The sequence below is a fragment of the Albibacterium sp. genome (assembly GCF_035514885.1).
Lineage (GTDB): Bacteria > Bacteroidota > Bacteroidia > Sphingobacteriales > Sphingobacteriaceae > Albibacterium.
The window spans coordinates 43,532-57,621 of record NZ_DATJCH010000023.1 but is presented as its reverse complement, the minus strand read 5'-3'; the positions used below and the strand labels follow the sequence as shown (position 1 = coordinate 57,621).

General features: G+C 34.5%; 14 protein-coding genes. 8 read left to right on the top strand and 6 right to left on the bottom strand.

Features of this window, described 5'->3' with window-relative positions; all coding sequences use genetic code 11:
• Positions 1-2 precede the first annotated feature (2 nt).
• Both VL047_RS10960 and VL047_RS10955 read left to right on the top strand, forming a co-directional pair.
• Positions 3-1,145 (top strand): cysteine desulfurase family protein, encoded by a 1,143-nt coding sequence (locus VL047_RS10960; RefSeq protein WP_325360519.1) that lies wholly within the window; start codon positions 3-5, stop codon positions 1,143-1,145.
• A gap of 63 nt (positions 1,146-1,208) precedes the next feature.
• Positions 1,209-1,412: a hypothetical protein gene (locus VL047_RS10955; protein WP_325360517.1), complete on the top strand. Its 204-nt coding sequence runs from the start codon at positions 1,209-1,211 to the stop codon at positions 1,410-1,412.
• A 37-nt stretch (positions 1,413-1,449) separates the two neighbouring features.
• On the opposite strand, the gene accD is transcribed toward VL047_RS10955, so the two are convergent.
• Positions 1,450-2,292, bottom strand: coding sequence for an acetyl-CoA carboxylase, carboxyltransferase subunit beta (gene accD, locus VL047_RS10950; RefSeq protein WP_325360515.1), 843 nt, complete (start codon positions 2,290-2,292; stop codon positions 1,450-1,452).
• Positions 2,293-2,460: 168 nt separating this feature from the next.
• Between accD and fbaA the strand changes: the two genes are divergently transcribed.
• Both fbaA and VL047_RS10940 read left to right on the top strand, forming a co-directional pair.
• The gene (gene fbaA, locus VL047_RS10945) at positions 2,461-3,540 is read left to right on the top strand and encodes a class II fructose-bisphosphate aldolase (protein WP_325360513.1); all 1,080 of its coding nucleotides are present in this window, start codon (positions 2,461-2,463) and stop codon (positions 3,538-3,540) included.
• 128 nt (positions 3,541-3,668) lie between these two features.
• Complete coding sequence (locus VL047_RS10940; protein WP_325360512.1) at positions 3,669-3,866, top strand: cold-shock protein; 198 nt, start codon at positions 3,669-3,671, stop codon at positions 3,864-3,866.
• A 74-nt stretch (positions 3,867-3,940) separates the two neighbouring features.
• On the opposite strand, the gene murI is transcribed toward VL047_RS10940, so the two are convergent.
• The gene (gene murI / locus VL047_RS10935; protein ID WP_325360510.1) at positions 3,941-4,765 is read right to left on the bottom strand and encodes a glutamate racemase; all 825 of its coding nucleotides are present in this window, start codon (positions 4,763-4,765) and stop codon (positions 3,941-3,943) included.
• A gap of 112 nt (positions 4,766-4,877) precedes the next feature.
• Here murI and aroQ point away from each other — a divergent pair, with 112 nt between their 5' ends.
• Entirely contained in the window at positions 4,878-5,291 is a 414-nt protein-coding gene (aroQ, locus tag VL047_RS10930) for a type II 3-dehydroquinate dehydratase (RefSeq protein ID WP_325360572.1), read from the top strand.
• 4 nt (positions 5,292-5,295) lie between these two features.
• Here the strand turns inward: aroQ and VL047_RS10925 are convergent, their stop codons facing one another.
• Entirely contained in the window at positions 5,296-6,324 is a 1,029-nt protein-coding gene (locus VL047_RS10925; RefSeq protein ID WP_325360509.1) for a glycosyltransferase family 2 protein, read from the bottom strand.
• Positions 6,317-7,186 carry a lysophospholipid acyltransferase family protein gene (locus tag VL047_RS10920; protein ID WP_325360508.1) on the bottom strand — a complete coding sequence of 290 codons (870 nt, stop codon included), beginning with the start codon at positions 7,184-7,186 and terminating at the stop codon, positions 6,317-6,319. The genes VL047_RS10925 and VL047_RS10920 overlap by 8 nt, the downstream gene beginning before the upstream one ends.
• A 71-nt stretch (positions 7,187-7,257) precedes the next feature.
• Between VL047_RS10920 and VL047_RS10915 the strand changes: the two genes are divergently transcribed.
• On the top strand, positions 7,258-7,869 hold the full coding sequence (locus tag VL047_RS10915; protein WP_325360506.1) for a WbqC family protein: 612 nt from the start codon (positions 7,258-7,260) through the stop codon (positions 7,867-7,869).
• On the opposite strand, the gene VL047_RS10910 is transcribed toward VL047_RS10915, so the two are convergent.
• A complete protein-coding gene (locus tag VL047_RS10910; protein WP_325360504.1) occupies positions 7,864-10,056 on the bottom strand; it encodes an FUSC family protein in 2,193 nt (730 codons plus the stop codon). The genes VL047_RS10915 and VL047_RS10910 overlap by 6 nt on opposite strands.
• A 126-nt stretch (positions 10,057-10,182) precedes the next feature.
• Positions 10,183-10,593, bottom strand: coding sequence for an organic hydroperoxide resistance protein (locus VL047_RS10905; RefSeq protein WP_325360502.1), 411 nt, complete (start codon positions 10,591-10,593; stop codon positions 10,183-10,185).
• A 280-nt stretch (positions 10,594-10,873) separates the two neighbouring features.
• Here VL047_RS10905 and VL047_RS10900 point away from each other — a divergent pair, with 280 nt between their 5' ends.
• Together VL047_RS10900 and VL047_RS10895 are read left to right on the top strand one after the other, a co-directional pair.
• Positions 10,874-13,438 carry a phosphoenolpyruvate carboxylase gene (locus VL047_RS10900; RefSeq protein WP_325360501.1) on the top strand — a complete coding sequence of 855 codons (2,565 nt, stop codon included), beginning with the start codon at positions 10,874-10,876 and terminating at the stop codon, positions 13,436-13,438.
• Between the two features lie 56 nt (positions 13,439-13,494).
• A complete protein-coding gene (locus VL047_RS10895) occupies positions 13,495-14,073 on the top strand; it encodes a hypothetical protein (protein ID WP_325360499.1) in 579 nt (192 codons plus the stop codon).
• Positions 14,074-14,090 lie beyond the last annotated feature (17 nt).

Below are 14,090 nucleotides of genomic sequence, written 5' to 3'. Positions count from 1 at the left end.
GCATGCGTATATATTTTGATAATGCAGCTACAACTGCCATTGATCCGTTGGTCTTTGAGGAGATGACTAAGGTAATGAGAGACCATTATGGGAACCCTTCATCTATTCATGCACATGGAAGAGAAGTAAGGACCTTGATTGAAAAGGCCAGAAAGACTGTAGCTCATTTGCTCAATGTATCTCCTTCGGAAATATTTTTTACTTCAGGAGGAACGGAGGCAGATAATATGGCTATTCGTATGGCATTAGAAAGCTATAGCATTAATCATGTTATTAGTTCGCCAATCGAACATCATGCTGTATTACATACTTTAGAAGAATTAGAAAAATCAAAAGGTCTTAAATACAGTCTTTTGCAAGTTGATTCAAAAGGTAATATTAATTTGGAACAACTAGAAGAACTACTTCAGAACTCTCCAAAGACGCTTGTTTCTTTAATGCATGCTAATAATGAAATTGGTACATTACTAGATATTGAGCAGGTTTCTGCGATATGCCGAAAATACGATGCATTATTCCATTGCGATACAGTGCAAACTATGGGGCATTATAGGCATGATCTAGGGAAATTGCCCGTTGATTTTGTGACTTGCGCTGCTCATAAATTGCACGGACCTAAAGGGGTAGGATTTATTTATATCAACCATAATATAAAGATAAAACCTTTGTTGTTTGGTGGTGCTCAAGAACGTAATATGCGTGGCGGGACTGAAAATGTTTATGGTATTGTAGGTTTGGCTAAAGCTTTGGAGTTAGCTTATGATGAAATGGAAGATCACCAGAACTATATTCAGAATTTGAAGACCTACATGATTCAACAAATAAATGAGCATGTACCTGATTGCACTTTTAATGGAGAAATTGTTCCTGAAAAAAGCTTATATACTGTACTAAATGTTTGTTTCCCTGAAATGGATATGGCTGATATGTTACTATTTAACTTAGATATTGCTGGAATTTCTGCATCGGGTGGTAGTGCTTGCAGTTCAGGAACTAATATTGGTTCACATGTTTTAACGGCCATCGGAGCACATTCTGAACGTCCTTCTGTTCGTTTTTCTTTCAGCAAGTACAATACTAAAGAAGAAGTTGATATAGTAGTATCGAAGGTCAAGGAGATTTTTCTTCATGAAGCCTTAAGATAATCAAACATAATCTTTCTTTTCTTGTTTAACCTTTAATTGTATAATTAATTAAAGGAGGATATTATGTCAAATAACAATGAAAATAAAAAGGGGAAAATTATTACGCCAGATCGAATAGAAGAGGAAGGCTTGGCTGATATTAATTCATCAAGTGGAGATTCTCCAGATAATGTAATTTCAAATACCCAAAAAAAGATACAAGATGCTAAGCATGGAAGAAAACATGGAGAGCCTTTAACAGGGACCAGTCCCAAAGCGGGAGATTAAAATCAACTGTGCTTATTCACAATTATATAATTGCATCCTATTGTACTACACGTATAAAGGATGCAATTTTGTTTTTCATATTTCTGCGATCTTCAATAAAGTCTAAGAAACCGTGTTCTAATACGAATTCTGCAGTTTGAAAACCTTTTGGTAAATCCTTTTTTATAGTTTCTTTAATTACACGCGGACCAGCAAATCCAATTAGAGCTCCCGGTTCAGATATGTTAATATCGCCCAACATTGCATAAGAAGCAGTTACGCCACCTGTTGTTGGATCAGTTAAATAGGATATATAAGGGACTTTAGCTTTGCTTAGAAGAGCAAGTTTGGCAGATGTCTTAGCCATTTGCATTAGAGAGAATGCAGCTTCCATCATTCGTGCTCCTCCAGATTTTGAAATCAAAAGAAACGGAACTTTATGGTTGATACAGTAATCAATCGATCGAGCAATTTTTTCTCCAACTACAGAGCCCATCGATCCTCCAATAAATGCAAAGTCCATACAAGCAATTACAATATCCTCTCCCTGTATTTTTCCATGTCCGCAACGAATAGCATCCTTAAGGCCCGTCTTTAAATAGCTTTCCTTTAAGCGGTCTGTATATTTTTTTGTATCTTCAAAATTGAGAGGATCTCCTGATGTTAGGTTAGGAAATAACTCCTCAAAAGAGTTATTATCAAATAATATTGAAAAATATTCAGCAGAACCTATGCGTAAATGATAGTTGCAATATTGACAAACGTATTGATTCTCAATTTGCTCTGAGTTTAAAAGAGGTTTCTTACAAGAAGGACATTTCTTCCATAATCCATCTGGTGCTTCTTTCTTATTTTCTGTTGCAGTATTAATACCAATTTTACTACGTTTAAACCAAGCCATTCTTAATCTTTGAAGTTTATGCAAATTAACAAAAAAAAATAGACATAGACTTCCATAATATTTTTACTTCATTCCGTATGCATCATTGTTAAGGTTTTATCATTTGCATTCGGAGTTTTTTTGCTAAATTCGTACAGTTTTAATTAAATTCTTATAAATTCTTATTTAATGAGCTTAAAAAATTATAAAGGAGTATTGCACGGTGATGCGGTACAAGAGTTATTTGAAATAGCGAAAAAGCATCAGTTTGCTTTACCCGCCGTAAATATTATCGGAACTAATTCAATCAATGCAGTTATGGAAACTGCTAAAGCAGTTAATTCTCCTGTTATTATTCAGTTATCGAATGGTGGCGCGCAATTCTATGCAGGTAAGACACTGGATAATAGTAAATTACAAGCATGTGTACTTGGTGCAGTATCTGCGGCTCAACACGTGCATTTATTAGCAGAACATTATGGTGTTGCAGTAATCTTACATACAGACCATGCTGCCAAAAAACTCCTTCCTTGGATTGACGGTTTATTAGATCATGGTGAAAAATTCTTTCAGCAACATGGTAAACCTTTATTCTCATCTCATATGCTCGATCTTTCAGAAGAAACGCTTGAAGAAAATATTGAAACTTCAGCAAAGTATTTAAAGCGCATGAAACCAATGGGTATGACAATTGAAATTGAACTTGGTGTTACGGGTGGTGAAGAAGACGGGGTTGATAATACAGATGTTGATAGTTCAAAATTATATACACAGCCAGAAGAAGTTGCATATGCCTACGAGAAGTTAAAAGAAGTTAGCGACAAATTTACAGTAGCAGCGGCTTTTGGAAATGTTCACGGGGTGTATAAGCCTGGAAATGTGAAGCTTCAGCCGGTTATTTTAAATAACTCGCAAAAGTATATTAAAGAAAAATATAATACTAAAGAAGATAAACCAGTAAACTTTGTATTTCATGGTGGATCTGGATCTTCTCCAGAAGAAATAAAAGAGGCATTGTCATATGGTGCTGTAAAAATGAATATTGATACAGATATGCAATGGGCTTTCTGGGATGGAGTGAGATTATATTATCAAGCAAATGAAGATTCACTTCAATCACAAATCGGTGATTCTAAAAGTCCGGATACTCCTAATAAAAAATTCTACGATCCGCGTGTTTGGTTAAGAAAAGGTGAAGAAACTTTTGTAAAGCGCTTAACACAAGCATTTAATGAGCTGAATTGCATTGATGCAAATAGCAAATTATAAAAGGGGATTTATTCGTTTTATTCTTCCATTTTTATATCTTTGATATAATCAACTAACCAGCAATCTTTAGCTGTTGTATCACTATACAGTTAAAGATTGTACATTATAACAATTATAAATTTATAGTAATGAAAACCGGAAAAGTAAAATGGTTTAATGCCCAAAAAGGATTTGGATTTATTGTTCAAGAAGATGGCCAAGACATCTTTGTACATTTTAAAGATGTGATTGGTGGAATCGATGTTTTAAGAGACGGAGATGCCGTAGAATTTGAAGTAACAGACGGACGTAAAGGTCTCCAGGCTGTCAATGTAAGAAAGCTATAAGTACATATAGATTAATCCATAAAAAAAGTGGTCCTATTTAGGCACACTTTTTTTTTGCACCAATATTTAACAGCTCATAAAGATATGTGAGTAGAATTAACTTCTTTTCCAAAAAACAATCCTGCTTTTTCATTAAAAACCTCCGGACTTTCAGTTGTATAAAATAATATCTCCGAATCTTTCTTTAATTGATGATCGATTTCCGGATGATGTTCCAAATATTTGCTCAGACTCTTCGATACAATTTCTCCTTGTTGCAATATTTGAATAGATGGAGGGGTGAATTTTCGAATAAGAGGATAAAGTAATGGATAATGTGTACAAGCTAATAGAATGGTGTCAATCTTATCAGATTTTGCTAGTAACTGGTCTATGTGTTTCTTTACAAAATATTCTGCACCTGGACTGTTAATTTCGTTGTTCTCTACCAAAGATACCCATATGGGGCATGCTTCCTGAAATACCTCTATATCTGGAAAGAATCGTTTGATTTCTATCTTATAAGAGTTTGACATAACCGTTCCCGGTGTTGCTAATATTCCTACACTTCTGCTTTTTGTAAACTCGCCGATCCTTTCTGTTGTAGGACGGATTACTCCCAACACTCTCCGATTATCAGGGAATTGAGGAAGATTAATGGTTTGAATGCTTTTTAAAGCCTTAGAAGAAGCGGTATTGCAAGCTAAAACAATAAGTGGGCAGCCCAATTCAAACAGTGCCTGAACAGACTCCCAAGTATACTGATACACGGTTTCAAAAGAACGAGTTCCGTATGGAACACGGGCGTTGTCGCCTAAATAAACAAAATTATATTGAGGTAATTCTTTTATAATTTCTTTGAATACAGTTAACCCACCGTAACCTGAATCAAATATTCCTATTGGTCCTTGTTTATTCACTTTGATGTTGATAATTTCAGCTATTTTTCGTCTAATATCCGGAAAAAACGCCGGAAATGAAATTAAGAAAATAGAAAATGCTTTATTATCTTTGGTGAAAGATCTTAGCAACATGGAAGTATTGATAATTAACGGACCGAATCTAAATCTATTAGGGAAGCGTGAGCCTGATGTATATGGAAACGAGTCTTTTGAAAGCTATTTGGACACTTTGAGAAAGGATTATCCGCAGATTAAGATTGATTATTATCAAAGTAATAGTGAAGGAGCTATCATTGATAAGATTCATGAGGTAGGATTCTCAATAGATGGAATTATCCTTAATGCTGGTGCCTATACACATACTTCCTTAGCAATTTCTGATGCTATCGCTGCAATTTCATCCCCTGTTATTGAAGTTCATATTTCAAATATTCATGCTAGAGAGGCTATTCGTCATCATTCCTTTATAGCTAAAAATTGTAAAGGCAGTATTTGTGGATTTGGACTTAACAGTTATAAGCTTGCTCTTCAAAGCTTCTGTTAGAGTGCTATTTTTCGAATTTTTCAGGGTCTAGGTTATTGAAATGCCTTTTCCCCAGTATAAAATAATCCCATATTATTATTCCATTATAAATGTTTGTTACTTTATAAGGAGTTTTATTAGCATGCCGTTTCTTCTTGATATTTTTTAAATTTTTAAAGAAATGAAAGTGCGATTTACTTATCGCTTTGGCATCCTGAAACTTCCTGGAAAATATAAATCGTATTAATGCAATAAAGTCTAGCCAAAATCTAATAAAAAGAGTTGGATATGGATTCGGGTCATTCTTATAAATCATATATAAGTTATTCCGGAAATTTAAATAGGTTTTCATAGGGTTAGCTTTATCCAACGTTCCTCCACCCACATGTAGAATCTCAGAATTAGCACAATACCAAATTTTATACCCCATTCGTTTTAATCGCCAGCATAAATCTATTTCTTCCATATGTGCAAAGAAATCAGCGTCGAAACCGCCACTCTCCTTCCAATACTTGCTTCGAATAAAGAAGGCTGCCCCACTTGCCCAGAAAATTTCACAAGAGTCATTGTATTGCCCCTTGTCGATTTCTACACTTTGAAAAATCCTTCCTCGACAGAAAGGATAGGCGTACCGGTCAATAAAACCACCGGCGGCCCCAGCATGTTCAAAAGTGTTACGCTGTGTCCAGGATAGTATTTTAGGCTGGGCCACTGCAATTTGTATATCAGCCTCCATTTCCTCAATAACCGGTTCTATCCAATTTTCCTTAACTTCTACATCAGAATTCAGAAGTATAAAGTAATCAGCTTCAACATGTTTTAATATTTGATTATACCCCTCTGCGAAACCATAATTCTTTTCATTCTCAATAATGCGAATCTTGGGATATGTCTTTTTTATAAAAGCAACCGAATCATCACTAGAAGCATTATCTCCAACTACGAATTCCAGATTCGGATAAATAGTATTATAAATGGAAGGCAAAAGACTTTCAAGATAAAATCTTCCATTCCAATTAAGAATTACAATTGCAACTTTGGGGTAATTAGTCATTCGGTTTGTGCTTCCATCGTTTATGCGACCATAACCACAGCTCAGGTCTTTTACATATTATATCATCCAAGAATTTGGTATGAATGTTTGTTATCTCATCTTCCAAGAACTTGGCTGGCTCTTCTGCAAGTATAGTGAATTTAGCAGTATAATAACCACGTTTTATACGATCAATATGACAATAAATAACTGGATTATTAGTTTTTTTTGCAATTTTCTCTATCCCTTTAAATACTGATGTTTGCTGGTTTAGGAAAGGAATGAAATATTTGGATTCTTTCTTAGTCGGCGTTTGATCTCCCAGAAAAACACTACTATGAGTTTGATCTTTATACTCGATGATTTTGCGCAAAGTTTGCTTCATAGGTACCATGATTGCCCCAAAGCGACTACGCATCTTGTTATATAAATCTTCGAAAATTGGATCGTTTATAGGTTTGTAAATAATTAAGGAAGGGTGATTTGTCATTAATGATAATGAATGTATACCCCATTCCCAATTAGCATAGTGGCCGGTTACTATTATTATGGATTGATGATTGTTTAAATAATTTAAAATAATCTCAGGGTTTAATAATCTTAAACGTTTTTTTGATTGAGCAACTGTCATTGTTTTCATCTTTAGATTCTCAATAACTAAATCTGCTAAGAATTGGTAAAATTTATTCTTGATTTCCTCTCTTTCCTCTATGGATTTATCAGGAAAAGCAGATTGTAAATTTTCCATGATCACAGCTTTCCTGTATCTAATAACACGTCTTAAAAAAAAAGAGATAATATCTGACAGAACGTATAAAACCCCAAAAGGAAGAATTGAGATCAGGTGAATTGTGGTGGAAAGTACCTTGGATTTAATATTCATGTATCTGTTAACAATGCAAATATCTTTAATTATATTATTTTCGCATCATAATTTCTTATTATTACGAATATATGCAAAAAGGAATTCTTTTACCTGTGTTTTACTTAGGATCTCTGGAATATTATAGCAAAATAAAGCACCACTCAGATAATATTACCTTAGAAGCATGCGAGCATTATCCGAAACAAACTAATCGTAATCGAACCATTATCCATTCTGCCAATGGCAAATTAAACCTAACAGTGCCAGTGAAAAGTGGTTCAAATGTGCATACTAAAATGAAGGATGTTCGGATTAGTTATGATGCAAACTGGCAAAGATTACATTGGCGCAGCATTCAAACATCCTATCGGAGTTCATCTTTTTTTGAATATTATGAAGATGATTTTGCTCCCTTTTTCCATACGCAGACCGAATTCCTATTCGATTTTAATATTGAATTAATGCAGCTATGTCTTAAGCTTCTCAATTTAAAGCCTCATATTTCCGTAACAACTGAATATGTTAAGGATGTAGAAGGCTTAGAAGACTATAGAAATGCAATAAAATCCAACAGGCAGTCTGATTCATATAATCTAAAGCCTTACTTTCAGGTTTTTGAAGATAAAAACGGATTTATCCCTAATTTGAGTATCATAGATTTGCTATTTAACCAAGGTCCTCAAAGCAAACAATTCTTATAAGGCCGAACTATTTGATAAGGTACCTGTCATAAGAGGTGTTTTATCTCCAGAGTTTAAAAGCTCTTCGGAGTTTCTTTGCAGGTCATTACTAATTTTCTTTAGTTCCAATATTTGCCCATTAATGAATTCCTTTTCAGCACTTTCTTTGATATCAATTAGTAAGTAATCGGGGATTTTGAATTTTACTTCTTCAAAATTTGCTATCCCTTCCGACTTATAACTTTTAATTACCTTTTCTAAGGTAGCCAATACACGTCTAAGGTTTTTTACTGGTTCCCCTGCTATTTCATCGTTGGAGAGACTCCTTACGGTACTAATTAAGTTTGCAGTATGCGAAGAGAATAAATGATTGAAAACAATGAATTTATTCAATTCCTTTGAGTTCTTCTGCTTGCTTTTTGGTTCGGTAATCATCCGCTGGAAAGCCGAAGCCATATTTGCAGTTGTGATATAAACGTCTTTTCTGGCCAACTTATAGTCGGTAGGCGTTAAATCCCTATTGATAACTGTTTCTAATATTTTTGTGAAATAATTATAATTAGCTATTAAAAGCCTCTGCATGTTATCTTGTATTTTATGTTTTTCCCAATTTGGAAAAATGATATAGCTGGAAATAAATGCCAAACCACTACCTATAAATGTAGCGAAGATTCTTTCTTGAGCAATCTCCATGGTGTCTGCTCCTAAAAAACTAAACAGAATAAGGAGATATGGTGTCATAAACATTACACTAATAATATAGTTGATACGAATCAAACTATATGTCAAAACCATGAATATCAATAGTATAACAAAGCGTGCAGATGGGTCTTTTATCCAGATCAGAATAATAATACCAGCAATACCGCCTATGATGGTTCCTGCTAAACGCTGAAAATTCCTCTCTTTCGTTAAACTCCAACCTGGTTTTAAAATGACTAATATGGTTAGAAGTATCCAGTGAACATGTTCATTAAAATTGATAAGGTTAGCTAAAAAGAAACCAGCCACTAATACAATTGCCAATCTTAAAGAATGCCGAAACGTGTTAGATTCAAAGCTTAAGTTGTTGCGAAAACTTCGAAGGTCAAAAACATCGTGAGAGATAAATTTACTGATATCACCGATATTACGTTTTGTGTCTATTTCTTTCTTTTGAAAATAGTTGTACAATGTTTGAATTCGCAATGAAATACCTCTAACATTTATTAGAATCTTTTTGAGTACAAAGGTTGTTTCATCGCTTTCTTCAGTAGTTTGGTCAATTAGTTTCTTTAAATTCTGAAGGTCATCCTGAAGATTAAATAAGGGCTTTGGTCGGCGGTTTGCTGCCAAAGAATAACCGAAATTATCTAACTCATTGGCTAATCTTCTCAAGGTAATCTTAATTTCATTAAAGGCTTCTGTTTCTCCAAACTTCGATCGGATTTCCGCGTAATTATACTGGGTAGCCATGGTCTTCTCAAATAGATCAAGCGTGTCTGAGAAGATTAGAATAAGTGTACGGCCGATCGATGTAGAATCTTTAACAATCAACTTACTTTTAAATAGAATTTCTCGCAGACTATCTAAATGAGTATTAATTATTATTTGCTGGTCAATCATTTTACTAAATGATTTGTCTGTGTCAGAATTAAGATCATAGAATTCTGATTTTATTCGAATAAATGTGGCCACCTCCCGAATACCTTCCGCAAGCTCCTGCTGAGCAAGTCGGTAAGGCATAAATTGACTTAAGGAGAGGCTGAGCAAAGTGTACCAAGCACATCCTACAGTAACAAATATTGAATATTCTACCAGGTCACTTGTGCTTCCTGATTCAATTATGCTTAAGAAAATCATGATCAGGGTAGAGGTACCAACTGCAGCTGCTCTTGGTCCCCATGTAGAAAACATTCCAAATATGAAACCAAAAACAAGTAGTTCTATTCCTATTAGAATAGGGTATTTATTAATTAGCTGAGTTATAAGTGTGGTAACGAAAAATAGAAATAAGGTTGCTAACAATGCATTGCGACGATGAGAAACAGGGCCAGGTGTGTCTGGAATGCTTGAAATTAATGCTCCAAGTGAAATAGCGATACCAATGGATAGGTCGCCAAAATAGTAGCCAATTACTGCAGGGATAATGGCTCCAAAGGAAATGCGTAGTCCATTTTCAAAATGTTGACTATACAAAAAATGAAAAATATCCTGAGTTTTTACCATTTAGAAGCAATTCGCCAATAATTAGATCATCACTAATTTATAAAGGCTAAGCTATCAAAAAAAATACCTCAAGCAAACCCTTTCTATTGGGTTTATTTGAGATATCTTTCTGTTGATGGTAATATTTTATAGAGCAACGACGGTTGCATCTATATTACCCTTTGTAGCTTTAGAATAAGGACAAGCATGATTTGCTTTTTCTGCCAATCGTTGAGCTTCTTCAATATGGATACCGGGAATATGCACATCTAGCTCTGCAGATAGTAGAAAAGAATTGCCATCCTTATTAAAGGATACACGCGTGGTGACCTCTGCATTCGTAACATCAATTCCTTCTTTAATAGCTACAACTTCCAATGCGCCCAAATAACATGAACTCCATGCAGCTGCAAATAGTTGTTCAGGATTAAAGCCATCTCCCTGACCATCCATTTCTTTTGGTTTGCGCATTTCCCAGTCAATCATTCCATCGGTCGACTTTACATGACCATCTCGGCCACCAGTTGCGGTTACTTCTGCGGTATATAACTTTTCCATTTAATTTATTTCAAGTGCTAATCTGAATATTTTATTTTCATTAATTAAACAAAGATTGATTAGGAATGTTTAGCAAGAAATAAAATTCCCGTTTTTAAAGTTTTAACCAGGAAAAGAATAAAGATTGCTATTTTCGTATGAAATGGGCTGATTTAATGATAGCATTTCATGAATATTGATTAGTTAAAGAATTATTTTAAATATAAAAGGTTTTAATTTTGAAATATTTGAATTAACTTCGGGCATTTCCAAGAATATTATTATTCAAACCAAGGCTTATATGAAAGTAGAGAAGCAAGAGACAATTTACAAAAATGAAGTATTGACTCGTTTCGAGTTATATAACAGCTTATTTCAAACATTACCTTTTCAAAAAGTAAAACATACAGGGGCTCTATTGCCATTTTTTACGGCTCATTGTGAACGTGAAGTAGAAAATAGGGTTAATCCAAAAGAGATCATTGAACACTTTTTTGAACAATACGGGCAGTATCAACTAGAAATGGATGAAGTTGATCTGTTATTTCGTATCATTCAATATATAGAGCGCCGTGTAGTTTTGTTTGATGCTGTTGAAGATGCAGAATTCGTTAAAACAGGACGTTCAGAAGATGCCTATTTATTAGGATCATTATTAAAGCAGGCTGCTGCCAATCCAGAATTAAATGAGAAGATTGTAGAGAAGTTTAAGAATTTCTCATTGAGATTAGTGCTGACTGCTCATCCAACTCAATTTTATCCAGGTGATGTATTAGGGATTATAACTGATCTGACAGCCGCATTAAAGAAAAATGATTTAGATAATATAATATCTTTATTGGAGCAATTAGGGAAGACTCCCTTTATTAAAACAGAGAAACCAACACCAGTGGATGAGGCTGTAAGTTTAGCCTGGTTTCTGGAAAATGTATTCTATCCAGTAATTTCTACAATTCAAAAGAGATTAGATTCTAATTTCGAAAGTTTAGAGACTAAGGATCCTATTATTCAGCTAGGCTTTTGGCCAGGTGGCGACCGTGATGGAAATCCAAATGTAAGTGTACAAAGTACTAAAGAGGTTTCTTCCTTACTTAGAACCATTCTTTTCCGCGCTTACTACCGTGATTTCCGAGTTATAAAACGTCGTATTACTTTTAGAGGTGTAGAGCATTTTATGGATAATCTCCAAGAGATTTTCTACGAAAATAGTTTTAATCCGGCAGATGAACCAATAAATGTAAAACCAGTTATTTTAGAAAATTTAGAAGCCATCAAACATGTTTTATCAGAGAAACACGGAGGTTTGTTTGAAGAACTGGTAGACGATTTAATTCTGAAAGTTAGAAACTTTGGTTGCTTCTTTGCAAGTTTAGATGTCCGTCAGGATAGTAGCATTTTAAGAAAGGCTCATAAATATGTTCGTGAAAAAACATATCCAAATATTATAGATGGCTACGAAGAGCTATCTGAAGAAAGTAAAAATGCTGCACTTCAGTTTAAGGAAGCTAATATTGAATTTGATGAGGGACTTGACCCATTAGTACTAGATACATTTAAAGCAATCCGATATATAAAGAAGATGCAATTGGCAGGTGGCGAATTAGCTGCGCATCGTTTTATTATTAGTAACTGTCAGCAGGCATCGGATATATTTCAACTAATGGAATTATTCTTAGCGAATGGCTGGACAGTTGACGAATTACCAATCGACTTTGTTCCATTATTTGAGATGGTAGATGATTTGAAGCGTGCAGGTGAAGTTATGAAAACACTTTATACCCATCCGCTTTATAAAGAACATCTTAAAAAACGCAAAGGTCAAACCATCATGCTTGGTTTCTCTGATAGTACAAAAGATGGAGGGTACTTAATGGCTAATTGGTCTATATATAAGGCCAAGATTGAGCTGACCGCAGTTTCACGGGAGTATGATGTCGATCTGACCTTTTTCGATGGTCGTGGAGGCCCTCCCGCAAGAGGTGGTGGTAAAACCCAGGCCTTTTATGCTTCCATGGGTGAAGAGGTAGAAAACAATCATATTCAGTTAACCATTCAAGGACAGACGATTAGTAGTTTGTATGGATCATTCGATACAGCCCACTATAATATTGAACAATTAATGCAAGCCGGATTGGCTTCAACATTAAACCCAAGACCTGGTGATACCTTGAATGTAAATGAAAAGAAAGTGATCGAAGACATGGCTCAAGTTAGTCATGAAAAGTTCTTAAAACTACGTCACCATCCTTTGTTTTTACAATATCTGGAAGAAAAGAGTCCTTTAAAGTTCTTATCTGATATTAATATCAGTAGTCGTCCGGTAAAAAGAAATGGTAATTCTAAACTTCGCTTAGAAGATCTGAGAGCCATTAGTTTTGTAACTTCATGGAGTCAACTTAAACAAGGTATTCCAGGTTTCTACGGAATGGGTTCCGCATTAGAGAGTGCAGAAAAGTCTGGAGCATGGGATAAAGTACAGGCATTATACAAAAGCTCAGGAATGTTTAAAACAATCATTGATAACTGTGCTATGGCTATGTCAAAGATTAATTTTAACATTACTTCTCACTTATCAGATGATCCGGTATATGGAGATTTCTGGAAGATTATGAAAGATGAATACGATCGTACAAAACATTATTTATTAAAGATCAGTAATTCTGAGAGGTTAATGGATGAGTTTCCTGTAGATCGCGATTCAATTGCTATGCGTGAAAGGATTATTCTTCCACTAGTAGTGATTCAGCATTATTCTATTCAGAAATTAAGTGAACTGGATGAAAACGATCCTCAATACCACATTTATAGTAAGTTAATTACTAGAACTATTTTTGGTATTGTGAATGCAGGAAGAAATCTGGCATAATTGTTTCTTTTAACTAAAATATGTTATTTTTACTACTTATCTAATAATGTCATAAAATGAAACAGTTACAATTAATGATTGCTTTACTTTTGGTAGGAGTTGTTTTTTTAGGATCATGTATTGATCCCAATAAGGACATCAAATATAATCACTATACAAAAGCTGATACAGAAGCGTTTGAATTTCTTAAGACCACATACGAAGAGGCATTGTTTCAGCAATATGCAGCTAAAAATTATAATCTGGGAGCCGAATCTCAACAAATAGCTCAGGAATATAAAATACTTTCAGAAGAGTTAGTTAAACTAGCAACAGAAAATAACGTTTTAATGCCTAGTTTTTCTGCTACTCATTTTGATGAGAAAGCAGCTCCGGCAATTAATACTTTTGCAGTAGTAACAGAATCAACAGTACCTGATTCTGCTGCTACAGCAAGTCCTGTTGTTGTGCAAGAGCAAACTCAACCTGTTTCCAAAGAAACCCCTGCTCAAAAAGTAATTCATTCTCAGGAGACAATAGTTCATCAATTTGAGGTTGTTAGTAGGAACACCAATGTTTCTGTTCGCAATTACGCTCAATCTAAGTTAGAAGGTTTAAAAGAACTACTTGAAAGAACAAGGTCTTCAATTAATTAAAAATATTTGTTGAGATA